At 61.8% G+C, this 22599-nt stretch carries 18 protein-coding genes; 4 read left to right on the top strand and 14 right to left on the bottom strand.

Annotated elements, in window-relative coordinates:
- Positions 1–75: 75 nt before the first annotated feature.
- The gene (locus tag YUU_RS0131465) at positions 76–930 is read left to right on the top strand and encodes an AraC family transcriptional regulator (protein ID WP_245288152.1); all 855 of its coding nucleotides are present in this window, start codon (positions 76–78) and stop codon (positions 928–930) included.
- Between the two features lie 171 nt (positions 931–1101).
- Here the strand turns inward: YUU_RS0131465 and YUU_RS0131460 are convergent, their stop codons facing one another.
- From YUU_RS0131460 to YUU_RS52380, 12 genes are all read right to left on the bottom strand, one after another.
- Positions 1102–2019, bottom strand: coding sequence for an acyltransferase domain-containing protein (locus YUU_RS0131460; protein ID WP_051389989.1), 918 nt, complete (start codon positions 2017–2019; stop codon positions 1102–1104).
- Positions 2019–2867 carry a triphosphoribosyl-dephospho-CoA synthase MdcB gene (gene mdcB, locus YUU_RS0131455; protein ID WP_027525924.1) on the bottom strand — a complete coding sequence of 283 codons (849 nt, stop codon included), beginning with the start codon at positions 2865–2867 and terminating at the stop codon, positions 2019–2021. Before mdcB ends, YUU_RS0131460 begins: the two co-directional genes overlap by 1 nt.
- On the bottom strand, positions 2864–3520 hold the full coding sequence (gene mdcG, locus YUU_RS0131450; RefSeq protein ID WP_051389988.1) for a malonate decarboxylase holo-[acyl-carrier-protein] synthase: 657 nt from the start codon (positions 3518–3520) through the stop codon (positions 2864–2866). The genes mdcB and mdcG overlap by 4 nt, the downstream gene beginning before the upstream one ends.
- Positions 3504–4241, bottom strand: coding sequence for a biotin-independent malonate decarboxylase subunit gamma (gene mdcE, locus YUU_RS0131445; RefSeq protein WP_027525922.1), 738 nt, complete (start codon positions 4239–4241; stop codon positions 3504–3506). Before mdcE ends, mdcG begins: the two co-directional genes overlap by 17 nt.
- Positions 4228–5142, bottom strand: coding sequence for a biotin-independent malonate decarboxylase subunit beta (locus YUU_RS0131440; RefSeq protein ID WP_027525921.1), 915 nt, complete (start codon positions 5140–5142; stop codon positions 4228–4230). The genes mdcE and YUU_RS0131440 overlap by 14 nt, the downstream gene beginning before the upstream one ends.
- On the bottom strand, positions 5139–5456 hold the full coding sequence (gene mdcC / locus YUU_RS0131435) for a malonate decarboxylase acyl carrier protein (RefSeq protein ID WP_027525920.1): 318 nt from the start codon (positions 5454–5456) through the stop codon (positions 5139–5141). Before mdcC ends, YUU_RS0131440 begins: the two co-directional genes overlap by 4 nt.
- Before the next feature lie 10 nt (positions 5457–5466).
- Positions 5467–7113 carry a malonate decarboxylase subunit alpha gene (mdcA, locus tag YUU_RS0131430; protein ID WP_027525919.1) on the bottom strand — a complete coding sequence of 549 codons (1647 nt, stop codon included), beginning with the start codon at positions 7111–7113 and terminating at the stop codon, positions 5467–5469.
- Between the two features lie 292 nt (positions 7114–7405).
- Entirely contained in the window at positions 7406–8173 is a 768-nt protein-coding gene (locus YUU_RS0131425) for an amino acid ABC transporter ATP-binding protein (protein ID WP_051389987.1), read from the bottom strand.
- 84 nt (positions 8174–8257) lie between these two features.
- On the bottom strand, positions 8258–9397 hold the full coding sequence (locus YUU_RS0131420) for an amino acid ABC transporter permease (protein ID WP_027525917.1): 1140 nt from the start codon (positions 9395–9397) through the stop codon (positions 8258–8260).
- Between the two features lie 2 nt (positions 9398–9399).
- Positions 9400–10599, bottom strand: a complete 1200-nt coding sequence (locus tag YUU_RS0131415; RefSeq protein ID WP_084801631.1) for an amino acid ABC transporter permease — start codon at positions 10597–10599, stop codon at positions 9400–9402.
- 111 nt (positions 10600–10710) lie between these two features.
- Positions 10711–11724: an amino acid ABC transporter substrate-binding protein gene (locus tag YUU_RS0131410; RefSeq protein WP_051389991.1), complete on the bottom strand. Its 1014-nt coding sequence runs from the start codon at positions 11722–11724 to the stop codon at positions 10711–10713.
- 185 nt (positions 11725–11909) lie between these two features.
- Positions 11910–13346: a M20 family metallopeptidase gene (locus YUU_RS52380; RefSeq protein WP_245288151.1), complete on the bottom strand. Its 1437-nt coding sequence runs from the start codon at positions 13344–13346 to the stop codon at positions 11910–11912.
- A 373-nt stretch (positions 13347–13719) separates the two neighbouring features.
- Between YUU_RS52380 and YUU_RS0131400 the strand changes: the two genes are divergently transcribed.
- Positions 13720–14220, top strand: a complete 501-nt coding sequence (locus tag YUU_RS0131400) for an Lrp/AsnC family transcriptional regulator (RefSeq protein WP_027525914.1) — start codon at positions 13720–13722, stop codon at positions 14218–14220.
- 14 nt (positions 14221–14234) lie between these two features.
- On the opposite strand, the gene YUU_RS0131395 is transcribed toward YUU_RS0131400, so the two are convergent.
- Positions 14235–17153: an FAD-binding and (Fe-S)-binding domain-containing protein gene (locus tag YUU_RS0131395; RefSeq protein ID WP_027525913.1), complete on the bottom strand. Its 2919-nt coding sequence runs from the start codon at positions 17151–17153 to the stop codon at positions 14235–14237.
- Between the two features lie 266 nt (positions 17154–17419).
- Positions 17420–18124, bottom strand: a complete 705-nt coding sequence (locus tag YUU_RS0131390; RefSeq protein ID WP_027525912.1) for a GntR family transcriptional regulator — start codon at positions 18122–18124, stop codon at positions 17420–17422.
- Between the two features lie 150 nt (positions 18125–18274).
- Here YUU_RS0131390 and YUU_RS0131385 point away from each other — a divergent pair, with 150 nt between their 5' ends.
- On the top strand, positions 18275–19456 hold the full coding sequence (locus tag YUU_RS0131385) for an alanine--glyoxylate aminotransferase family protein (protein ID WP_035663872.1): 1182 nt from the start codon (positions 18275–18277) through the stop codon (positions 19454–19456).
- Positions 19457–19721: 265 nt separating this feature from the next.
- The gene (locus YUU_RS0131380; RefSeq protein ID WP_027525910.1) at positions 19722–21887 is read left to right on the top strand and encodes a malate synthase G; all 2166 of its coding nucleotides are present in this window, start codon (positions 19722–19724) and stop codon (positions 21885–21887) included.
- The last annotated feature ends 712 nt before the right edge of the window (positions 21888–22599 follow it).

The following is a 22599-nucleotide window of genomic DNA, read 5'->3' as shown; positions in this document are numbered from 1 at the left end:
GAGCCGATCTTGCCCATGGTCAGAGCCTCACCGCCAAAGGGAGCTGCCGAATTCCGTTGGCGCTCTGAGGTAGTCGTGGGACCAGACTTCAGCGTCATGAGGACTCGATTCTCTGGCGACTGGTCCTTCTCATGCGCGGCTATTCAAGAAGATCTTGCGATCGGCTTTCTCGGCACTGGCGCGGCTGACATGGTCGTTGGTGTCAAATCTGTGCAACGGACGACGTCAACCGTCGCTCTCGTCGCGCTTCCGACGCTACGGGATCACAAGGTCAGGACATCTGCTGACGGGAGCTATTCGAACGTAATGCTGAAGTTCGAGGCAAGATTGGTCGCCAAGGTGTTGAACGCAATGTTTGGCAAGGCTGCCTTGATGAACCTGGACCTCGCTCCGACTGTCGATCTTTCGACCGGCGCTGGACGGGCCCTGCATCAGTTTGCCCGCACGATCGTCCAAGGCACGAATGATCCACAGATCATGAAGCGTTCGCCAAAAGCTATGGCGCTGCTAACTGAAGCGACCCTACGGCTTGTCTTCGAACATGTACCCCACCGACTGAGCAGTCAGCTGGACCGGCGGGCGCCCGACCCGACACCACGGCACATCCAGCAGGCAATCGAGCACATGCACGATAATCTTCATTTGCCGCTGACGATGATCGACATAGCGGACGCCATCGGCGTGAGCGAGCGCTCCTTGCAGCTCGGATTCCGAAGGTTTTGCGATACAACGCCTGCTGCTTACTTACGGCGAATCCGGCTGGACGCTGTGCATGCGGAACTATCGAGCCCTGTGAACCAGCTGCCCGTGTACGAGGTCGCTTTGAAGTGGGGCTTTACGCATAGGGGCCGCTTCGCCTCACAATACCGTGCGGCGTTCGGTGCCTATCCGTCGGAAACCGTCAAGCGCACATCTACGGGCGGATCGTGAGCTTGTTAGCGCTATTGTCCAGTAGTTGAAGCAGAGAAGGCGAATTCAGACTGGACCTCCCCAAAACACAGGTCAATTTGACAGTCGACGAATAGCTCGGAGTCCGAAGCGTCGTCCGGCAACACGATGTGAACTATCCGCGTTTGGGGTAGCTCGCGATGGTGCTTTCGGCTATCTGGCGGCAACCCAGTTGCGTAGGCCGCTGATGGTGCGAAATCCGTCGGCGGCGTAGCAGCGGATGGACGGCTGAGATGCTCGCATCATCTCGGCCAGCGCATGGCCGGGGCCGAGGTCCAGCACTTCGGTGACGCCCAGTTCCGCGAGCGCCTCCAGCGTTGCCGCCCAGTCGATGGGATGGGCGACCTGGTTTGCCAGTTTCGCGGTGGCCGCGGCGACCTGGAAGATGCGTTCGCCGTCGCCGCCGGCAAGCAGGACGCGCTGGCCTGCGATGGCCGCGTGCCTGCTGGTATCGAGCGCCTGTTGCAGCGGTTTGCAGGCCTGCGCGAGCCTCGTCGTGTGTGACGCGATCTCGACGGCGAGCAGGCCGGTGCGCGCGCCGTCGTTGGCGGCCTCCTCGCAGAGCGCAATGACATCCCGTTCCGCGCCTCCGATCACGACAAGCAGGTCGGGATTTTTGATCGCGATTTCGCAGCGGTGCTTTGCAAGCAGCGGTTCAAGCGTAGCCGGCTCAAACCCGCGGACGTAACCCAGGCGGCCATCGGGGCCCGCGGTCTCTCGCATCAAGCGCGCTCGAATACCAGTGAGCCGCAACGCTTCGTCCGCGCTCCAGATTCCCGCGATGCTCCAGGCCGCCATCTCGCCGACACTATAGCCGGTGACCGCGGTCTCTTCGGTCAGCAGGTCGGCGATGCAGGCGTGGATCGCGAGTGTCGATGTCACGGTCAGGATCTGGCTGGAGCGATTGACGGACAGTTCGTCCGCGGCCCGCGTCCTGACGAAGTCCCGGGGATCCTCGCCGAGAAGAGTGGTCGCCGCGGCGAAAATCGAGTCCGCAGCGGGCTGGTCCGCAACAAGATCAAAGATCGTGTCCGAGAGCGTACCTTGTCCGCCGCAGAGCAGGGCCAGCATCAGACTTCCAGCCGATCGACGAACAGCGCCATCGCGAGCAGGTCCGCGGAGCCGCCGGGACTGAGATTGCGGGACACGAACGCCTGGTGAATGTCGGCCGCGCGTCGGTGCCAATCCCGCGATCCGATGCCGCCGGCGCCGAGAAATCCGGAAGCGCTCTCTTGCGCGAAGCGCAATCCTTCCGCTCCGCCCCGATGCAGGAGATTGGTGTCGGTGACCTCGGCGATCAGCCTCATGCAGGTCTGGACGCGCGCGGCGTCCTCGTCTTGGGGTGCGAGCTTGCGCGCTTCATGCAGCGCGGGCAGGGCGATGTCGTAGACTGACGGAAAACCGTCGGCGGCTTCCGCCCTGGCGCCGCCTGCGCTGTAGCGCCGCGAGGCGACCGCGCCATGGCTGCGCAGCGAGACCGGTCCCGACAGGATGTCGTCGCCCCAGCGCTCCGAAACCAGCCGTCCGAGCGACTTGCGAAAGCCGACGGCATTCCGGTATCCGGCCGCAGCGCAGAGCAGACCCAGCCCGAAGATCGCGCCGCGATGCGTGTTGACGCCATCTGTTGCAGCCAGCATCGCGCGCTCCGCGGCAACGCCGATCGCGCGCAGCCGCTTCATGCCGGCGCCCTCGGCGCCTGCAGCGGCGAGCTCGCCGAAGAACGGCATCAGAGTCTCGGCGCTCAGGCACAATAGCGCGGCGTCCATGTCGCGATGCGCGCCGTTGTCGACATGGCTGACGAGCCCCGGCTTCGGATAGGTCTCGACTTCGAGCTTCAGGCAGAGCGATGCGAGATGACCGAGCTGCTCCGCATGAAGCGCGCGGTCCGGCCGTGATTGCCACCTGAGCGCGATGGTCATGACACGAGACCCGCGAGAAAGGCCGCGCGCGTCGTCGTGGTGACGCCTCTCTCGCCCTTCACGAGGACTTCGTCCGCGTCAGCGCCGGTCAGCTCGCGCCATTGAACCCCGCCGGCGGGACCTGTGATCTCACCGTCCAGCCGCATTGGCGCCTGCTTTGCGATCCGCGCGAGGTCCGACAACAGAGTTCCAACTTGATCGGCTGACGACAGCGGCCAGAGCAGGTCGAGGTCCGAGCTGTCAGAAAGATAGGGCAGGCCAGTGAGATGCTGCCACGCCAGGCTGCCATAGGTACGGGTCTCGGGCAGAAGCTCAAGCAGCTTCTCGATCGTCGCGTGCCAGGCCGCGGGCGCCGCACTGGCGGCGTCGGCCAGCAAGGGAGGCGGCGCGGACGCGACAATATCGGTAGTCGCGAGCGAGACCGCAATGCGCCGCTTGCCATGGCTCGGCGGCAGCGGCAGGCCGACCGGAACGAGGCCTGCGGTATCGCTGCAGGCCGGCCGACGAACGACGAGTGGCCGTCCCGCATGCGCCCAGCCCGCGACGATCGGCTCGCTGGCAAGATCGGGATAGCGGTTCATCACCGCGGCCCATCCCGCCGCCGAGGCCTTCACCATGCTGTGGCGCGCGAGGGGCTCAGGCACGTCGTGCATCCTGGGGTGAGGCGGCGGCGCGCGCAACGCGCTCGGCGAGCTCGGCGGCCTTTTGCCGTCCGCCGCGCTCGGCGCCGAGCCGGCCGCGATCATCTTGTCCCTGGGGCCGCTGCAGCACGGCGGCAAGCTGCGGCGCCAGCGGCACAGCATCGTCCCAGACGACGTGGACGCCGCCCGTTCGCACCATGTTGTCGAGCCCGGGCGCGAACACCGGCGTCGCCTCCGCCTTGGCCTTGAGGACGTCGATCGGAAGCTTGGTCACCCGTGCCATCGACGGCAGATCCATCACCGCGGGATGCGCGCCGGGCAGCGCCACCAGCGTGCCGGTGGTAAGCGCGGTGGCGATGAATGCGCCGGCGGCGCTGCCGCCATAGAGCAGGCCGATGGTGCGGTGTCCTTCGGCTTCGGCCACCAGCAGCGCCTTGGCGAGATGCGACAGATATTCGCTGAGGCCAAGCAGCTCGTCGCGCTTGCTCATGCGCTGGCTGGCGGAATCGACCAGGAGCAGGATCGGTGTCCGATCTCTCGTCGCGATGATTTCAATCACGCGCTCAGCAAGCGCAATGGCTTCTTCGACGCCGAGCGGCTGTCCCTGGGTGATGCCGAGTACGTGGATTAGCCGTCCGTCGGGCAGAAGGGCCTTTCCCGCGATCATGGGGCCGACGGTCTCGACATCGCTGCCGTTTGGAAAGAGGCTGGCCAGGATGTCATCGAGCGTCATCGGCGTTCTCCCTTTTGTTAGCGGCGCGAAGGAAGGCGCCGGTCGGAAGCGCGGGGATCCCCGTCGGCTGGTCTATGCCGAGAACCTCCCAGATCTCGATGGCGTCCTCGACGTCACCGAAACGGTGCAGCCGGCGCTCGAGCCGCTTCTGCTCCGCTTGGAGGACGTTCGGATCGAACCTGCTCCTGATCGCCAGCGTAGCGATCGCCGCCTCGCGGAACGCCAGCGCCTGGTCGTCGACGAAAATGTCGGCGCCGCCGATGAGATAGCGGTGCTTGCCGCCCATGGTGCGCCAGACCAGGGCGCGGTCGCGCGAGTCGAATTCCTCGATGCCCTTGTTGGTCTCAATCACCTCGGGGCCGCTGACGCTGAGCCGTCCCTGCTCGGAGATGATGAGGCGCGAGCAGGTGCCGGCGATCAGGCTACCGCCGCCATAGCATCCGGCGCGCCCGCCGATCAGGCCGACGACGTTGATGCCGCTGTGCCGCGCCTCGATCACCGCGCGCATGATCTCCGCGATCGCGAGCTCGCCGGCATTGGCTTCCTGCAGCCGCACGCCGCCGGTGTCGAACAGGATCACCACGTCCTGCTTGAGCGCGCGGGCGGCGCGCAAGAGGCCGGTGAGCTTTGCGCCATGGACTTCGCCGAAGGCGCCACCCATGAAGCGGCCTTCCTGCGCGGCGACGAGGACCGGCGCGCCGTCGAGCCGGCCGCGGCCGATAACGATGCCGTCGTCGAACTGCTCCGGCAGGTTGAAGATCGCAAGATGCGGGCTGATCTCGCGCAGCTCCGGGCCGATGAACTCACAGAAGCTGCCGGCATCGACTAGCGCGTCGATGCGCTGCCGGGCGCTCGCCTCGTACCAGCTCAGCGGGACATCATTGGCGGTGGCGGCTGTCATCGTTCCGGCTCCTCGATCTTGCGGACGCCCTGGGCCAATCGCAGCGCGACCGTGTCGGGCCGGGCGCCGCCATCATTGATGGAGATGCGCAAGCCCCCCGCGGCGCGGCGCGCGACGAAATCGCGGACCACGGCGTCCCACACGGCGCCGAAGCCGTGGGCCGCGGTTGCGATGTCGATCGTGCAGGTACCGGCCGGGAGGCTGCGTTCCAGCAGCACTTCGAGATTGCCGGAGGCGACGACGCCGACGATCGTCTGCGCGCGGGTGCCGCCGGCGCGGTTCGGTGCAGTCAGTCTGAAGCTGAGCTTTTCCATGCAAAACTCCTCACCAGTTGCGGAAGCGGCTGGGCGGGCGGTAGAGACCGCCGGAGGCCAGCATGATGTCCTTGATCGAGCGGGCCGCGAGCAGGCGCCGGTCGGCGTCGAGCGGATCGATGCCGAGATCTTCGGGACGCCGGATCACGCCGCGTTGCCTGAGCTGGTCGACCAGCTTCGCATCGCGCGCGCGGCCGATGTCGGTGTAGCCGGCAACGCCGCGGATGGCCTGCTCGCGCTCGTCCTTGCTGCGACACATCAGGAGGTTGGCGATGCCTTCCTCGGTGACGATGTGGGTGACGTCGTCGGAGTAGACCATGACAGGCGCCAGATCGAGCTTGAGCTCCTGCGCCAGATCGAGCGCGTCGAGCCGCTCGACGAACAAAGGCGTGTTGCGCTCGCCAAAGGTCTCGCCGATCTGCACCACCAGCTTGCGGCCGCGGCGCAGCGCTGCGTTGGAGTCAGGATCAGCCTCGGCGCCGGCCTTGAGCCAGGGCTCGCTCGGATGGCGGCGGCCGCGCGGATCGGAGCCCATATTGGGCGCGCCGCCGAAGCCGGCGATGCGGCTGGTTGTTACTGTCGAGCTGTGGCCTTCCAGGTCGATCTGGAGCGTCGATCCGATGAACATGTCGCAGGCATAGAGGCCCGCGGTCTGGCAGAACGCCCGGTTCGAGCGCAGCGAGCCGTCGGGGCCGGTGAAGAACACGTCGGAGCGCGCGGCGACGTAATCCTCCATGCCGACTTCCGATCCGAAACAGTGGATCTGCTCGACCCAGCCGGCTTCGATCGCCGGGATGATGGTCGGATGCGGGTTGAGCGCAAAGTGCGTGCAGACCTTGCCCTTGAGGCCGAGCTTCTCGCCATAGGTCGGCAGCAGCAGCTCGATCGCGGCGGTGTTGAAGCCGATGCCGTGATTGAGCCGACGCACGCCGTAGGGCGCGTAGATGCCCTTGATGGCGAGCATCGCCGTCAGGATCTGGGTCTCGGTGATAGCGGCGGGGTCGCGGGTGAACAGCGGCTCGACGTAGAAGGGGCGACCCGCCTCGACCACGAAATGCACGAGGTCGCCCGGGATGTCGACACGCGGCACCTTGTCGACGATCTCGGTGACCTGCGCCACGACGAGGCCGTTCTTGTAGCTGGTTGCCTCGACGACGGTCGGCGTGTCCTCGGTGTTCGGCCCGGTATAGAGGTTGCCGTCCTTGTCGGCGCTGACTGCGGCGATCAGCGCGACGTTCGGCGTGAGGTCGATGAAGTAGCGCGCGAACAGCTCGAGATAGGTATGGACGGCGCCGAGCTCGATCTTGCCGCCGAACAGCATGCGCGCGATGCGCGCCGATTGCGGGCCCGAATAGGAGAAGTCGAGCCGCCGCGCGATGCCCTTCTCGAAGATGTCGAGATGCGAGGGCAGGACCACGCCTGATTGCACCATGTGCAGGTCGTGGACGTGGCGGGGATCGAGGTTCGCGAGGGCCGAGGCGAGGATGTCGGCCTGCTTCTGGTTGTCGCCCTCCAGGCACACCCGGTCGCCTGACCGGATCACGGCCTTCAGGAATGCGGGAAGGCTGGGGATCGGGACGACCTTCCCCCTGGCGTGCTGTTGGCCGGCCGCGAGGCGCTCCCCCAGGGCGGCCTTTTGTATACCCCAATCGCTCATTTCGGCTCCCAAGCGCTGCAAACGTTGTCAATTCGGTCGCTTTCGACGCGCAAGTCCGCCATCTGCGGCTCACCACAAGGAAGGTCTCGTCCTTCGCGACAGGCGTCTGTAGCGGCAACGCGGCGGAGGCGCGGTCTCGACCTGTTGCACCTGGTTCGTTGATACGCTCGAGCAGGTGCACTTGCGCCAATCGCACGAGTCATGGCGACCAAGAGGTCGACTCCAGACTGGCCACGTCAAGCAGCTGCGCCCCTCGTGTCATTAGATCTGGCCGAGTTGCCACGTCAGAAGGCTAGTGCTCTCTGAGAACTTGCCCCAAGAACAGCTTCAGGCGATCCGTCCTCGGCTGACCAAATACGGAATGCGGGCTGCCTGACTCGACGATTTGCCCGTGGTCCATGAACACGACGCGATCGGCGACTTCGCGCGCGAATCCCATCTCGTGCGTGACGCAGATCATCGTCATTCCGTCCTTGGCGAGCGACACCATCGTGTCGAGCACCTCCTTGACCATTTCAGGGTCGAGCGCAGAGGTCGGTTCGTCGAACAGCATGATCTTGGGTTTCATGCACAGAGCTCGGGCGATGGCGACGCGCTGTTGCTGTCCGCCCGAGAGTTGGCCGGGGAACTTATTGGCCTGATCCGGAATACGGACACGCTCCAGGTATGCCCTCGCCTGAGCTTCCGCGTCTGGGCGAGCGACGCCTCGCACGAGCATAGGTGCAAGCGTGCAGTTTTCGAGAACGGTCAGATGCGGGAATAAATTGAAGCTTTGGAACACCATCCCGACTTCCCGGCGAATGGCGTCCAGATGGGCGATGTTGTGGTCGACCTGTATGCCGTCGACGACGATCTTGCCCTGCTGATGTTCCTCAAGATTGTTGATACAGCGGATAAGCGTGGACTTCCCCGAGCCTGAAGGCCCGCAGATCACGACTCGTTCGCCGGCCGCCACATCGAGATCGACGTCACGAAGTACGTGCAGGCTGCCGTACCACTTGTTGACCTTCTGTATCGAAACGGCAGTTGCCTTCGTTGTCGGATCAGTCTCGGCGATCATTGGTTGGATCACTTGAAGTCCCTTTCCTCGTATCTGGCTCTTGCACGTGGATGACGATCAAGATGCCTTTTGGGTGATCAATGATCAGCGGTGTCTAAGCATGTTGAGGCCGAATTCCAGCCATTGGCTGTATCTCGACATTGCGAAGCAGAAGGCAAAGTAGATCAGGCCGGCAAAGATGTAAGTCTCCACGCCAAATCCCTGCCAGGCCGGCTCGGCGACGGCGACCTGTGCCGAGTGCAGAAGGTCGTATAGGCCGATGATCAGGACCAGAGAGGTGTCCTTGAAGAATCCAATGAAGTTGTTGACGAGCGGCGGAATGACGGTCCGCAAGGCTTGCGGAAGCACAATCCGTCTTGAAGTCTGCCAATAGGAAAGCCCCAATACATATGCGGCCTCGTACTGCCCCTTCGGAAGCGCTTGCAGGCCGCCGCGCACGACTTCCGCCAGATACGCAGCGAAGAAGAGGATGATGGCGATCTGGGCTCGCACAAGTTTGTCGAGATTGACGCCTTCGGGCATCAACAGCGGAAACATGACACTTGCCATGAAAAGAAGGGTGATCAGAGGGACGCCGCGAATGACTTCGACATAGGCCACGCAGAGCCATTTGATGAATGGAAGGTCCGAGCGTCGGCCAAGGGCCACCAAGACCGACAACGGAAACGCAATCGCCACCCCGATGGTCGCAATGATGAGCGTAAGTGCCAGGCCGCCCCAGTTCGCCTGGGAAACGAATGTGAGCCCGAATATGCCGCCCCACATGAGCAAGCCGATCAGGAGGAGCATGAGGCCCCACAGTGCTGCGAGTTCGATGCGCCAGAACCGCTTCATCGCAGACACGACAAACAATCCAACGAAAAGGGCAATGACGATCGCCGGCCGCCAATGCTGCTCGAAGGGGTATGTACCGAACAGGATGAAGCGGTACTTCTCTCTGATGACTGCCCAGCAAGCTCCACTTCCCAGCGCTCTACAACTATCGGTAATGGGGCCCTGTGGACCGGCTGGAACACTCCACACGGCGTCCAAAAAAGCCCATTGGAACAGCGAGATTCCGACCTTCGCCATGGCCGCCAGCAAGACCAATGTCGTGAGCGAGGAAAGCCACGAGTAGAAGAGTTTCTCTCGCGCCCAAGCGAAGAAACCGCCACCGATCAATTCCGGGCGTTCGCGCGCTTCAATGAGCGTCGGATTGACGATATGTTCAACCAAAGCGGTCATGGTCAGCGCTCCACCAGCGCCACGCGGGCGTTGTAGATGTTCATCAGAAGACTGATCGAAAGACTGATCGTCAGATAGACGCCCATGATGACGCCCACGAGCTCGATGGACTGGCCGGTCTGATTCATCGAGGTCGTTGCGACGGACACAATGTCCTGGTAGCCGATCGCGACGGCGAGGGAGGAGCCTTTGGTCACATTCAGATACTGGCTCGTCAACGGAGGAACAATGACGCGCAGGGCCTGCGGAAATACGATCCAAGTCAGAATGTTTTTCGGATGGAGCCCGAGGGCGCGAGCCGCTTCGTGCTGCCCTCGGCCCACCGATTCGAGCCCCGATCGGACGATTTCGGCGATGAACGCAGCATTGTAGATGACCAGACCTACGAGAAGCGCGAAGAATTCCGGAGAAACGGTGACGCCGCCGCGAATGTTGAAGCCCTTTGGCTGAGGCATATCAAGGTTAGTCGATGCGCCGAGCGAGAACCCGACGACGAGCGGGATGATGACCAAAAGGATGATGGCTACCGGCCAGAACGACTTTGCGCGCCCTTCCTCCAGTTGCTTGCGCGACGCTCGCTTCGCGTACAGCGTCGTTGCCAGGAGGCAGAGAACAAAGGCGAGCAGTGTCCAACCATGCGCGGCTTGCCAATCCACAACGGGAAAGCTCAATCCGCGATTTGACAGAAAAACACCGGCGACGGGATTTAGAGCTTGCCGCACGGGCGGAAGTTTCTGAAGGATGGTGTACCAGAGAAAGAGCTGGAGCAGGAGCGGGACGTCCCGGAATAGATCGACGTAAATGGAAGAAAGCTTGGCGAGCAGCCAATTCTTCGAAGTGCGCGCGACGCCGATTGCGGTGCCGAGAATGGTCGCAAGGATGATGCTCCAGAACGCGACCGAAAGCGTATTCAGGGTCCCTACGAGAAGTGCGCGGAAATAGCTATCTGCCGGCGTGTAAGCGATCAAGTGTTCGGCTATAGGCAAACCCGCTTCGCGAGTAAGGAAGCCGAAACCTGATGCGATGTTGCGCGCTGCAAGATTGTGGTGGAGATTGGCAGCGAGCCAGAAGACGCTTCCAAACAGGGCAAGCGCGGCGAGCGCTTGCCAGATGAATCTACGAACGGCGACGTTTGAAACAAACGAGCCCAGCATTGTTGCCCGACGATTGTGCGCTTGTATGTCGTTGTTGAGTGCCGTCATGTCGCTCTGCCACGAACTGCAATGAGTGAGTCAAATTGAGGGTGCTTCTCCCGAGGGGAAGACGAGAGGATCGCCGGAAGGCCTTCCTCTCGCTGCCGCTCGCGAGCGGTATCACCGCATCGGGGGAGCGTATTGAAGACCACCATCCTTCGCGAGGCGGTTTACGCCGCGCTGAATGCCCAGGCCGGCGATGGTGCGGTCCCACAGCTCGGCGGTATTGCCGACGGCCTTGATTACGTTGACGGCCCATTGCGCATCCAGCCCAAGGGCGGCGCCTAGATCGCCAGTCTCTCCCATGAAACGCTGATTCTGTGGATCGCGTGTCTTCCGGAAGGTGTCGATATTGGTCTTGGTGATGCCGTTCTCCTCGGCGGTCAGCATGGCGATGTAGGTCCAGCGAACTATGTCGAAGAACCGTTGGTCGCCCTTGCGGACGAAGGTTCCGAGGGGCTCCTTTGATATGACGTCGGGAAGAAGAATGTATTCGTCGCCGGCCGGGCCCATCGAAAGTTTCAGGGAGCCGAGTAGCGTGGAATCGTTCGTATAGGCGTCACATCGGTTGTTTGCCAACGCATCGCGGACCTGTTCGATCTTTTCGATGACGATAGGCTTCAGTGCGAGATTGTGGGCGCGGAAGAAGTCGACCATGTTGGCTTCGCTTGTCGAGCCCTGCGTCACGCAGACGGTAGCACCATCGAGCTCCAGCGCGCTCTTTACGCCAAGGCTTTTCTTCGCCATGAAACCCTGGCCATCGTAGAAATAGACAGAGGCGACGTCGAGACCCAGGCTGGCTTCGCGAGTGAGCGTCCACGTGGTGAAGCGAGCCAGCATGTCGACTTCGCCGGATTGGAGTGCAGGAAAGCGCGTCAAGCTGGTGAGGGAGGTGAAGCGAATCTTTTCCGGATCACCGAAGATCGCGGCTGCGACTGAGCGGCAGATGTCCGCATCCAGCCCTTGCATCACGCCTTTGCCGTCCGGGAAGCTGAAGCCTGGCCGATCGCCTGCCACGCCGCAGATGAAGTATCCGCGAGCCTTGATGGCTCCGAGGGTGTCGACCTTGTCTGACGCAGAGCCACCCTGGCCGCTCTGGGTTTGCGCCTGGGCGCTAAACGGAGCGATTGCCATCGCAGCTACCAGGACTGCGGCACCAAGTGTGACCGCCAGCTTTGAATGCGGCCTGCCAGCGCGCGTGTGAGAGTTTCCGAACGTCTCCATAGTCGATCCTTCCTGTTTGGATGATGCTTTGTTTTTGTTGTCTTGGGCGACGCCTTGCGGCATCACCGATTAGGTCTGGCTGGGACCAGCTGGCTTCAGGCCGCCGCCGATGCGACTGGTTGCCCGTCTTGGATCGCAGCCTCTCCGAGATCCCAGAACAGGCCCGTCATGATTTGCATTCCTTCCTCCGCCACGCTGACGAGCATGTGCTCGTCCGGTGCGTGCTGGGAGCAGGAAGGATAGGAGTGCGGGATCCAAAGGGTCGGCATGCCGATGATCTCGGCAAATACCTCGTTTGGCAGCGATCCGCCAAAGTTAGGCAACAAAGATGCTTCGCGACCGAGCGTCGTTTTCATCGACGAGAGAGCGAACTGAACCCAGCGGTTGTCGAGGCTGGTCCGGGTCGCAAGATAGAAGTCTTCCTTGATTTCCTCGAATTTCACGTCGGAGAACCCTCGCGCATCCAGATGAGCGCGCAATGCGGGAAGCACCTTCTCAGGATCGACGCCAACGACGTAGCGCAGTTGACATGTTGCTTGAGCGGTCCCTGGCACGGCATTGACGGGCGCATCAGGCCGGCCGCAAAGGAAGGCCAGGACCTCGAAATTGCACCAGCCATAGACCTGTTCCGCGCCTGCCAAGCCCGGCTCACCCCAGTTGTCGTCAATCGCCGGGTCATCGGGGCCTGTTTCGAGGACGATTTTTTTCAGGGCTGCGCCGACCTCGGGCGGCATGCGCTTCGGAGTCCATTCTGGGATCGCGATGCGGCCGGTCGGATCGGTAATAGTGGCGATCGCATGGGCAAGCCTGATGCCGGGATTGACGAGCAGGCCACCCCAGTTTCCGGAATGATATGCTCCTTCACGGATCTCGCAGGTCAGACGAAAACCAACGCTGCCTCGACCGCCGAGAAACAAGGTCGGAGCACCTGCTGCCAAACGGGGGCCGTCGGAAGCGATAAGACAGTCTGACTTGAGCAGATCGCGGTAGTTTCTTGCGAGTTCGGCCAGCCCGAGCGAGCCGGTCTCTTCGCCCATCTCGATGAGCACTTTGGTGTTGAACCCAAGCTGACCGCGTTTGTCCAGCACGATGCGCAAGGCAGCCAGGTTGATTGAGTGCTGACCCTTGTTGTCCGCAGTGCCTCGGCCGTAGATGCGTCCTCCGGCTTCATCCAGTATCCAGGGATCGCGGCCGTCCTTCCAGTCGCCACTCATGCCCCACAGAACGTCGCCGTGGCCGTAGATCAGAATGGTGGGGCGTCTCGGATCTTCGATCCGCTCGGCATACATAGCCGGTAGACGCGGTGCGATCGGGTTCTCGAGGACTTGGCATGAAAAACCCATCCGCTCCAGGAGCGGACGCATTTCCTTGTTCAAGTAGTGAAGGTTGTCGTCGCGGCAGTCTTCTCGCGGGCTTTCGCTGCGGATAGCAATGCGAGGGGCCATCTCGGCCGTAAAGCCGCCGTCCACGACATAGTTTCGCGCGGCGGCGACCGCAGCTTCCCTCATGGTCGGTTGGGCAACGTTAGACATCAGAACTCCGGAAAGGAAGAATCGCCGACTTCGACCTCAGGCCGCCGCTCCCTGCGTCGCGGTTCTTGTGCCTCAAGAATGTGCATATTCAGACGTGATCAGTATTGCGGCGCCGCCGAGTTGTGCGCTCGGATTCAAGCTGCCGAATGCAATCTTCCCTCGTTTTCTCGGCATCGGCCGAACGAAATGTGGTGGTTCACTCGAAACCGCTCGGAGCGCCATTTCGGGGGCGTGCCGCAGCTCAGGTCGGGGTTATCAAACGAAAGGGGAGCGGCGAGAGGACCGAGATGAGGGGATTCTCGTCGAAAACATATTGCGCGCGGGCTCAAAAAAGCTTTTAGCTTGAGAGGCTTACTGGACGATGGAGGCGTTGATGCCGAAGAAGCTCGGGGTGGATGACCTCGATCAATATGATCTAGCAATCCTCGAAATTCTTCAGCGCGACAACACGACTCCGCAACGCACTGTCGGAGACATGGTCAATCTCTCCGCTGCCGCTGTTCAACGCCGGATCAGCAGGCTTCAGAAGGGTGGCGTCATCCAAAGCAACGTCGCCATCCTTGATCCAGAAACTGTGGGACTACCGATCACACTTCTCGTGGAAGTCCACATAGAAAACGAGCGTCTTGATCTGCTCGAGGCTGCCAAGAAGGCATTCAAAGCAACTCCCGAAGTCCAGCAATGCTACTACATTACTGGCGACATGGATTTCATGTTGGTGATCAGCATTGCTTCGATGAGAGATTACGAAGAACTTACCAAGCGGTTGTTCTTCGAAAATCACAACGTCAAGCATTTCAAGACCATGGTGGTCATGGATCGCGTCAAGGCGTCGATGGGCTTAAAGTTGCCCACCGACAAGACGACGACGTAGATCGCCCACTTCGATCAATCGTCGAGCGCCATTGCCAGCACGCGCGCGACGTGAACGGCTTCTCGGGCGGCTCCGTCCCAGATCTGATGGCGACAACTTGTGCCGTCCGCGACGACGAGATCTTCAGGGGCTGCCTGGCGGACGGCGGGGAAAAGGGACAACTCGCCCATCGCCATCGAGATGTCGATCGTGGCTGCTCCGTAACCGAATGCGCCGGACATGCCACAACAACTGGACTCGATAGGCTTGACGTCGAGTCCTGGGACAGCCCGCAACGTCTTTTCCACCGCTCCCATCGCGTCGAACGCCTTTTGATGACAATGACCGTGCAGATGCACGGTCCGCCCTCCTTGGTCCCGGAAAGACAAGGTTGTAGCACCTGCGACGAGATCGTCGGCCAGCAATTCCTCGAGCAGCCTTGCCGCTCTCGCCAATGGCGCAACTTCTGCCTTCGGCAGGAGGGCGGCAAACTCGTCACGGAACGTCATCAGACACGAGGGTTCGAGCCCGACGATCTTCGCTCCCCTGGATACGAATGGCACAAGGGCTTCCGCAGTCCGCCTAGCTTCCAGGCGGGCCTCCTCTACAAGGCCTGCCGAAAGGAAGGTTCGTCCGCAGCACAACGGCCGCCCGCCATCCTTTGCCGCGACATGATGCATCCGGTATCCGCCGGCCTGTAGTACCTTCTCAGCCGCTTCCAGGTTTTCGCGTTCGAAGTACCGGTTGAAGGTGTCGCCGAAGAGCACCACGTCGCGTCCGTCTCCCACGACATCCGATGGCGAAGCTTGACGACGCTTGTCGCGCCAGGGGGAACGCCACACAGGCAACGTACGTCGCGCCGAAAACCCGAGCCAGCGTTCAGTTACCCACGCCAGGCCGGGTATACGGTCACGCAAATTCATGAGAGGGGCGAGCTTTGCAGCAAGTGGTGCATAGCGCGGCAAATATGCGATCAGTCGCTCCTTAAGCGGCAGGCCGTGTCGACCATGGTAGTGGTGTAGGAATTCGATTTTCATCCGCGCCATATCGACGCCCGTGGGGCAGTCACGCTTGCAACCCTTGCAGGAGACGCAAAGGTCGAGCGTTTCCTTCATCTCTGGAGAGGTTAGGGCATCCTGACCGAGTTGTCCGGAGATCGCGAGCCGCAACGTATTTGCCCGGCCTCGGGTGAGGTGTTGCTCTTGCCGCGTGACGCGCCAGGACGGACACATCGTGCCTCCCGCCATCTTCCGGCATGTACCGTTGTTGTTGCACATTTCGACGGCGCCGCCGAAGCCGCCCCATTCGGACCAGTCGAGTGCCGTCTTCGCGGGAACGGAGGCGCGATACTCCGGCGGAAAGCGCATCAAGCTGCGATCGTCCATGTGATAGGGTCGGATGATCTTGCCCGGATTGAGCCGGTTTCCGGGGTCGAACGCGTCCTTGACCTCCTCGAAGGCGCGTGTGAGCGATCCGCCAAACATCGGCTCGATGAAATCTGAGCGGGAGATGCCATCTCCGTGTTCGCCTGAGAACGACCCTTTGAATCGTCTCACAAGGTCGCACGCTTCTTCGGCGATGGCTCGCATCGCCTTGACGCCCTCTTCGGTCTTTATGTTCAGGATGGGACGCACATGGAGGCAGCCGACGGACGCGTGGGCATACCAGGTTCCGCGCGTTCCGTGCTTCTCGAACAGGGCCGTCACCGCATCCGTGTAATCGGCCAGGTGCTCCAGAGGAACGGCACAATCTTCGATGAACGAGACGGGTTTTCCGTCCCCCTTCATCGACATCATGATGTTCAGACAGGCTTCTCGAACTTCCCAGACTCGCTTCTGTCGGTCTGGTTCGACGACCTCGACCACAGCGTCCGCAAAGCCATGGTCGGCCATGCATTGATCCAGGCGTTTCAGGTAGCTTTTCAGTTGGGAAAGATCATCCCCAGCAAACTCGACCAGGAGCAGGCAGTTCGGCTTTCCTCTCGTGATATCGTTGAGAGTGCGGATGAAGAGCGGGATGTCCGCGCCGAGAACCAGAACATTGTTGTCGACCAGCTCGACCGCCACGGGATTGAGCGCGACGAGATGTTGGGTTGTCTCCATGGCAGCACGAAAGTTCGGAAAATGGCAGACGCCCATTACGCGATGCCGGGGCAGCGGCGAGAGAAGCAGTGTCGCTTCCGTCGTGATTGCAAGGGTGCCTTCCGAGCCGACAAGCAGGTGCGAGAGGTTGGGCCGCACCGCCAGCAATTCATCGAGACTATAGCCGCCGACGCGACGCTGGACCTTCGGAAAGATAGTCTCGATCTCGGATCTATGGCGCTCTGCCAGCGCAAGCATCCGGTTCATCAAATCGCGGGTGCGCGAAGATGAGTTATCGCCGATCGGTCGATCACTTAGCGTGAAGGATTCGCCATCATTGAACATGGCCTTGAGTGCGATGACATTGTCGACGGTCTTGCCGTATCTGAGCGAGCGGGCACCGGAAGAATTGTTGCCTGTCATCCCGCCGATCGTGCAGCGGCTCGCCGTCGATGGCTCGACTGGGAAGAACAGGCCGTCTTTCTTGACGAAGGTGTTGAGTGCCTCGAGAACGATCCCGGGAGCGACTGAGATCGAGCGGCCCGCGGGATCGTATTCGCGGATCGCATTGAAGTAGCGGCTCAGGTCGAGCACGAGGCCATTACCGATCGGTTGGCCATTCTGAGAAGTGCCGCCGCCACGTGCGATCACGGGGACGCCGTGTTCGGCAGCAATTGTCAGTGCCGCGGCGATGTCTGTCTCGGTTTTTGGAAAAGCGACGCCTTGGGGGATGATCTGATAGATCGAGGCGTCTGTCGCATACCGTCCGCGGGTGAATGCATCGAAGCGGACCTCGCCCTCCATCGCTCGAACCAGCCGCCTTTCAAAGTCGACGTCGTAGCGGTAGCGGCCTGCGAATGCGGTCTGATTCATGGCGTGCCTTCAATCCTGGAGCGCCCCGGAGACGGAAGAATGGGGTGGATCGCCGACAGGAGTGCCCACCGTCGGGCTTCGGTCCCCACCTGCGCTCCTCGCTCGGTTTCTATGCAAGGCGCCAGCTTCCGATCAGCCGGCGTGTTCGCGGGACACTAGAGCGAAAGAATTTTGAATGCAATATTGAAGTATAAGTTCGAAAAGATGCCGACATAGTACTCGGCAGCCGCAGTAGCGGTGGTGAGCGGGTGGAAGAGGAGGGCGTCCTAGGTCTGGCCTTGCGCGGCCTTTCGCTTGTTTCTGAGGTGAGCGAACAGAATGTTGGCCAATTCGCCCCCGGACCGGCGGCGGAGCGCGTCCAGAACGGCCTCATGTTCACGCATGGCTTCGCCCCAGCGATCGCGATCTCTAGCCAGATTGGCCGTGTAGCGTACCCGCCGGATCCGGCCAGACAGGTTGGCGTAGGTCGCCGTTAGGCTGGGATTTCGAGCGGCCGCCAGGATCTTTTGGTGGATGGCCTGATTGCTCCGGAAGTATTCGTGCATGTCGCGCCGAAGGTAATGGCGGTACATATCGTGGTGAATCTGCTCGATTTCGGCGATTTCTTCGTCCGTTATGCGCTCGCAGGCCAGTCGCCCTGCGAGCGCCTCGAGCCCTCCCATGAGGTCGAAGAGGTCCCGGATGTCGTCGGGGCTCAAGGCGCGGATGCGTGCGCCGCGATTGGGAAGCAGTTCGATCAGGCCTTCGGCGGCCAGCACCTTCAGGGCCTCGCGCAGGGGAGTCCGCGAAATGTTGAACAGCTCGCATAGGGCTCGTTCGGGAACGCGTGCTCCGTCGGCAAGATTGCCCTCGACGATGAAATCCCGAAGCTTGCCAAGCAGCTCGTCGTGCAATGAGCCGGGGCCTTTGTCATCCCCGTGGGCTGCTGAGGTTGCCTGATCTTCGGGCGGTTCAAGTGCGGTGTCTGTCATCTCGTATCGGTAGGCCCGCCGGGAGAAGTTGTCGAGGTCGCATAGTCAATTTTTGAATTCTTAATATAGATTGACTTCCCAATAAATGAATGCAAAAAGTGGGTGACATACCGCTAGTCAGCGCTCTAGCCCCGTTTGGAGGAAATCATCATGCAGGGTCGCCACTTTTTGCAGATTCCCGGACCTAGCCCGATACCCGACCGCATCCTGCGCGCGATCGCGATGCCCATCATCGATCATCGGAGCGCCGAATTCGCCGAGTTGGGGAATCGCGTGCTCGAGGGCTGCAAGGACGTGTTCAAGACGAAGCAGCCCGTCATTATTTTCCCCTCATCCGGCACCGGCGCCTGGGAAGCTGCCATCGTCAATACCTTGTCGCCGGGCGACAAGGTTCTCATGGTCGAGACGGGGCATTTCGCAACGCTTTGGAAGCAGATCGCTACGCGTTTCGGTGTTGAGGTCGACTTCGTTCCCGGCGACTGGCGCCATGGCGCCGAGCCAGCAGCAATCGAAGCAAAACTGCTGGAGGACAAATCGCACAGCATCAAAGCCGTGATGGTCGTGCATAACGAGACCTCCACGGGAGCGACCAGCCGAATCGCCGAGATACGCAAGTCCATCGATGCAGCGAAGCATCCCGCCTTGTTCATGGTCGATACCATCTCCTCGCTGGCGTCGGTCGACTACCGCCACGATGAATGGAAGGTCGACGTGACGGTCTCCGGATCTCAGAAGGGATTGATGCTTCCTCCTGGATTGGGCTTCAACGCGATTTCTGAAAAGGCGTTGACTGCGTCGAAGGACAACAAGATGCCCCGGTCCTTTTGGGACTGGCAGGAGATGCTGAAGCACAACAATGCCGGGTTCTTTCCGTACACTCCCGCCACCAACTTGCTTTACGGGCTGAAAGAAGCGCTCGAGATGCTGAAAGAGGAGGGGTTCGACAACGTCTTCGCTCGACACAAGCGTCTCGCGACGGCGTGTCGCGCCGCGGTCGAAGCGTGGGGCCTTGAAGTGCTCTGTCAAAATCCGGCCGAGCAGTCGCCCGTTCTGACCGGGGTGTTGATGCCCCCGGGCCATGACGCCGATCGCTTCCGCAAGATCACGCTCGAGAAGTACAACGTCTCGCTTGGTTCTGGCTTGGGCAAGGTCGTCGGCAAGGTCTTCCGCATCGGTCATCTCGGCGAGTGCAACGAGCTCAGCCTGCTCGGCGCGCTGTCCGGAGTGGAGATGGGCCTTACCGCTGCCGGCGCGCCTCATCGCGGCGGAGGTGTCGATGCTGCCATGGCCGTTTTCGAGGACAAGCAGCGGATCAATCAAACAGCGCAATAGCGCTCGACGAACCAGGCCTTGGTCCGCGGATCGACGACGCGATTTCCGCGACCAGCCTGGTCCGCTCGATCGACAAGCGGCTTCACGCTACGAGGCCAAATAGACCCGCACCCGTTTGATGATCCGACAACATCTCACAAGGCGGCTGTGTGACGTGCTGCCCCATTCTGCGGCATTGCTACAGGATGGGGTCGCATGCGGGTGCAATTTGCTGCTTTCGGACCGAAAGCGGCCAAAAACACCATTTCCAACAAGAAAGCCCATCATGAAACGCGTCGACGCCCATGGATTGAAGATCGCCCCCGTCCTGTTCGACTTCATCGAAAAGAAGGCCGCCCCGCAGACGGGGATCGCGCCGGACGCGTTCTGGGCCGGGCTCGCCGCCATCGTCAGAGATTTGGGACCGAAGAACCGCGCCCTGCTACGTGTGCGCGACGCGCTGCAAGCCAAGATCGACGACTGGCACCGCGCCAACAAGGGCAAACCGTTCGACCTCAATGCCTATACCGCCTTCCTGAAAGAGGTCGGCTATCTCGTCCCCGAGCCGGCGACGCAGAAGGTCGAGACTGCCAATGTCGATGACGAAATCGGCAAGATCTGCGGCCCGCAGCTTGTCGTGCCCCTGACCAACGCCCGCTATGCGCTCAATGCCGCGAACGCGCGCTGGGGCTCGCTCTACGACGCGTTCTACGGCACCGACGCGATCCCGCATGATCCGTCCGAGGGCGGCAAGGGTTACAACAAGGCGCGCGGCGACAAGGTGATCGCCAAGGCAAAGGCCTTCCTCGATGCGGCCGCGCCGCTCGCCACCGGAAGCCACACCGACGTCACCGCCTACAGCGTGGTCGCCGGCCAGCTCGCGGTGAAGCTGAAGAGCGGCAATGCGACGGCGCTGAAGAACGCCGCGCAGTTCGCCGGCTTCGAGGGCGATGCGTCCGCTCCGTCCGCAGTGCTGCTCGTCAACAACGGCCTGCATGTCGAGGTGACGATCAACCGCAACAGCGCGATCGGCAAGGACGATCCGGCCGGCGTCGCCGACATGATCATGGAAGCCGCCGTCTCGACCATTCTCGACATGGAAGACTCGGTCGCCGCGGTCGATGCCGAGGACAAGGTTCAGGTCTACCGCAACACGCTCGGCCTGATGAACGGCACGCTGTCGGCGGACTTCGAAAAAGGTGGCAAGACGCTGACGCGCGCGCTCAACGCCGACCGCAGCTACAAGACGCCGGACGGCAAGGGCGACGTCAAGCTGCACGGCCGCAGCCTGCTGCTGATGCGCAATTGCGGTCACCACATGTTCACCGATGCGGTGCTGGACGAGGCCGGCGAGGAAGTCCCCGAAGGCCTGCTCGACGCCGCCGTCTCGGGCTTGCTCGCAATCCACGACCTCAAGGGCAATTCCAAGGTCAGGAACAGCCGCACCGGATCGGCCTATATCGTCAAGCCGAAGATGCACGGCCCGGACGAGGTGTCGTTCACCTGCGAGATCTTCGATCGCGTCGAGAAGATGCTCTCGCTGCCCGAGAACACGCTCAAGGTCGGCATCATGGAAGAGGAGCGGCGCACCACCGTCAACCTCAAGGCCTGCATCCAGCGCGCCTCCAAGCGCATCATGTTCATCAACACCGGCTTCCTCGACCGCACCGGCGACGAGATCCACACCTCGATGGAAGCGGGTCCCATGATCCGCAAGAACGAGATGAAGGCGCAGGCCTGGATCAAGGCCTATGAGGACTGGAACGTCGACACGGGCCTGATCGACGGCCTGCCCGGCCATGCCCAGATCGGCAAGGGCATGTGGGCGGCGCCCGACAAGATGGCGGACATGCTGGTCCAGAAGCTCGCCCATCCGCAGGCCGGCGCCACCACGGCCTGGGTGCCCTCGCCGACCGCGGCGACGCTGCACGCGCTGCACTACCACCAGGTCAACGTCATCGCCCGCCAGCAGGAGCTCACCAAGGGCGGCCCGCGCGGAAAGCTGTCCGACATCCTCACCATTCCGGTGTCGAAGTCGAACTGGGCGCCTGACGACGTCAAGCAGGAGATCGACAACAACTGCCAGGGCATTTTGGGCTACGTCGTGCGCTGGATCGACCAGGGCGTCGGCTGCTCCAAGGTGCCCGACATCCACGATGTCGGCATGATGGAAGACCGCGCCACCTTGCGTATCTCCAGCCAGCATCTCGCCAACTGGCTGCACCAGGGCGTGATCACCGAGGCGCAGGTGATGGAGTCGCTGAAGCGCATGGCCGTCGTCGTCGACAAGCAGAATGCCGGGGACGCGATCTACAAGCCGATGGCACCCGCGTTCGACGGCGTCGCCTTCAAGGCCGCCTGCGACCTGATCTTCAAGGGCCGCGAGCAGCCGAACGGCTACACCGAGTACATTCTCACCGCACGCCGCCGCGAGGCGAAGGCCGCGGGTTGATTGCTGCAGCAAGCAATGCAAAAGCCCCGGCTCACATCGGGGCTTTTTTGTGTGTGTGCCGAGCACGAATGACGCTTGGAGCCGGAAGTCTATCCAGCCTGATGACGGCGAAGGATTAGCGAAGCGCAAGGGCGTGACCGCGAGGAAGCGTCTGGAGAAAGCGTGGAGCAAAGCCGCGGCCTGATGGACAAGAACCGGATAACGAGGCCTACCCGGCCGGATGAGCGAGCACGTGATCGGGGCGGTTCTCGGGGCCCTATTAGCCTCAAAACGGGGGCCGTGAGAAGGTGCCCCAAGGCGACGCGGCCGATCGTTGACTTCTTGCTCATCCGTCCCTCCATTAGGAAGGCGAGATTGCGCCTCCCGTCCCGCAGCAGAGCGAGTCGCCTACGCGAATTGCATTATTGCGGCGCCTTCATGATCGGCTCCGTCGGATGAAGCAATATGCTCGTCATCAGCCAACCTGCAACCTGGTAAGCGGTTGGACGGCGCGGACGCCAAGAGCCTTGGCATCACGGAGATTATGAGCAGCGAGACAATGCCCCTTGAATAGCAAGCAATTGCGCAGGCCGATCAGACAAATCACCTGGGCGGGCCTAGACAAGATAAAGTTGCATTTTAGGTGGCATCTTTTAGCGCATTTCTCGCCTCCTTTGCCATAAGGTTTGCCGCTGGGAGAGAGGAAGTCCCGATGGCTGACCCCTACCTGCCG

Source organism: Bradyrhizobium sp. Ec3.3 (assembly GCF_000472925.1).
Classification (GTDB): domain Bacteria; phylum Pseudomonadota; class Alphaproteobacteria; order Rhizobiales; family Xanthobacteraceae; genus Bradyrhizobium.
This window is presented reverse-complemented; position numbering and strand designations above follow the sequence as displayed.

Excerpts from the sequence above, each read along its gene's own strand:
- YUU_RS0131460 (WP_051389989.1), bottom strand. The coding sequence starts at position 2,019 with ATGCTGGCCCTGCTCTGCGGCGGACAAGGTACGCTCTCGGACACGATC.
- mdcB (WP_027525924.1), bottom strand. The coding sequence starts at position 2,867 with ATGACCATCGCGCTCAGGTGGCAATCACGGCCGGACCGCGCGCTTCAT.
- mdcG (WP_051389988.1), bottom strand. The coding sequence starts at position 3,520 with ATGCACGACGTGCCTGAGCCCCTCGCGCGCCACAGCATGGTGAAGGCC.
- mdcE (WP_027525922.1), bottom strand. The coding sequence starts at position 4,241 with ATGACGCTCGATGACATCCTGGCCAGCCTCTTTCCAAACGGCAGCGAT.
- YUU_RS0131440 (WP_027525921.1), bottom strand. The coding sequence starts at position 5,142 with ATGACAGCCGCCACCGCCAATGATGTCCCGCTGAGCTGGTACGAGGCG.
- mdcC (WP_027525920.1), bottom strand. The coding sequence starts at position 5,456 with ATGGAAAAGCTCAGCTTCAGACTGACTGCACCGAACCGCGCCGGCGGC.
- mdcA (WP_027525919.1), bottom strand. The coding sequence starts at position 7,113 with ATGAGCGATTGGGGTATACAAAAGGCCGCCCTGGGGGAGCGCCTCGCG.
- YUU_RS0131425 (WP_051389987.1), bottom strand. The coding sequence starts at position 8,173 with ATGATCGCCGAGACTGATCCGACAACGAAGGCAACTGCCGTTTCGATA.
- YUU_RS0131420 (WP_027525917.1), bottom strand. The coding sequence starts at position 9,397 with ATGACCGCTTTGGTTGAACATATCGTCAATCCGACGCTCATTGAAGCG.
- YUU_RS0131415 (WP_084801631.1), bottom strand. The coding sequence starts at position 10,599 with ATGACGGCACTCAACAACGACATACAAGCGCACAATCGTCGGGCAACA.
- YUU_RS0131410 (WP_051389991.1), bottom strand. The coding sequence starts at position 11,724 with ATGGCAATCGCTCCGTTTAGCGCCCAGGCGCAAACCCAGAGCGGCCAG.
- YUU_RS52380 (WP_245288151.1), bottom strand. The coding sequence starts at position 13,346 with ATGTCTAACGTTGCCCAACCGACCATGAGGGAAGCTGCGGTCGCCGCC.
- YUU_RS0131400 (WP_027525914.1), top strand. The coding sequence starts at position 13,720 with ATGCCGAAGAAGCTCGGGGTGGATGACCTCGATCAATATGATCTAGCA.
- YUU_RS0131395 (WP_027525913.1), bottom strand. The coding sequence starts at position 17,153 with ATGAATCAGACCGCATTCGCAGGCCGCTACCGCTACGACGTCGACTTT.
- YUU_RS0131390 (WP_027525912.1), bottom strand. The coding sequence starts at position 18,124 with ATGACAGACACCGCACTTGAACCGCCCGAAGATCAGGCAACCTCAGCA.
- YUU_RS0131385 (WP_035663872.1), top strand. The coding sequence starts at position 18,275 with ATGCAGGGTCGCCACTTTTTGCAGATTCCCGGACCTAGCCCGATACCC.
- YUU_RS0131380 (WP_027525910.1), top strand. The coding sequence starts at position 19,722 with ATGAAACGCGTCGACGCCCATGGATTGAAGATCGCCCCCGTCCTGTTC.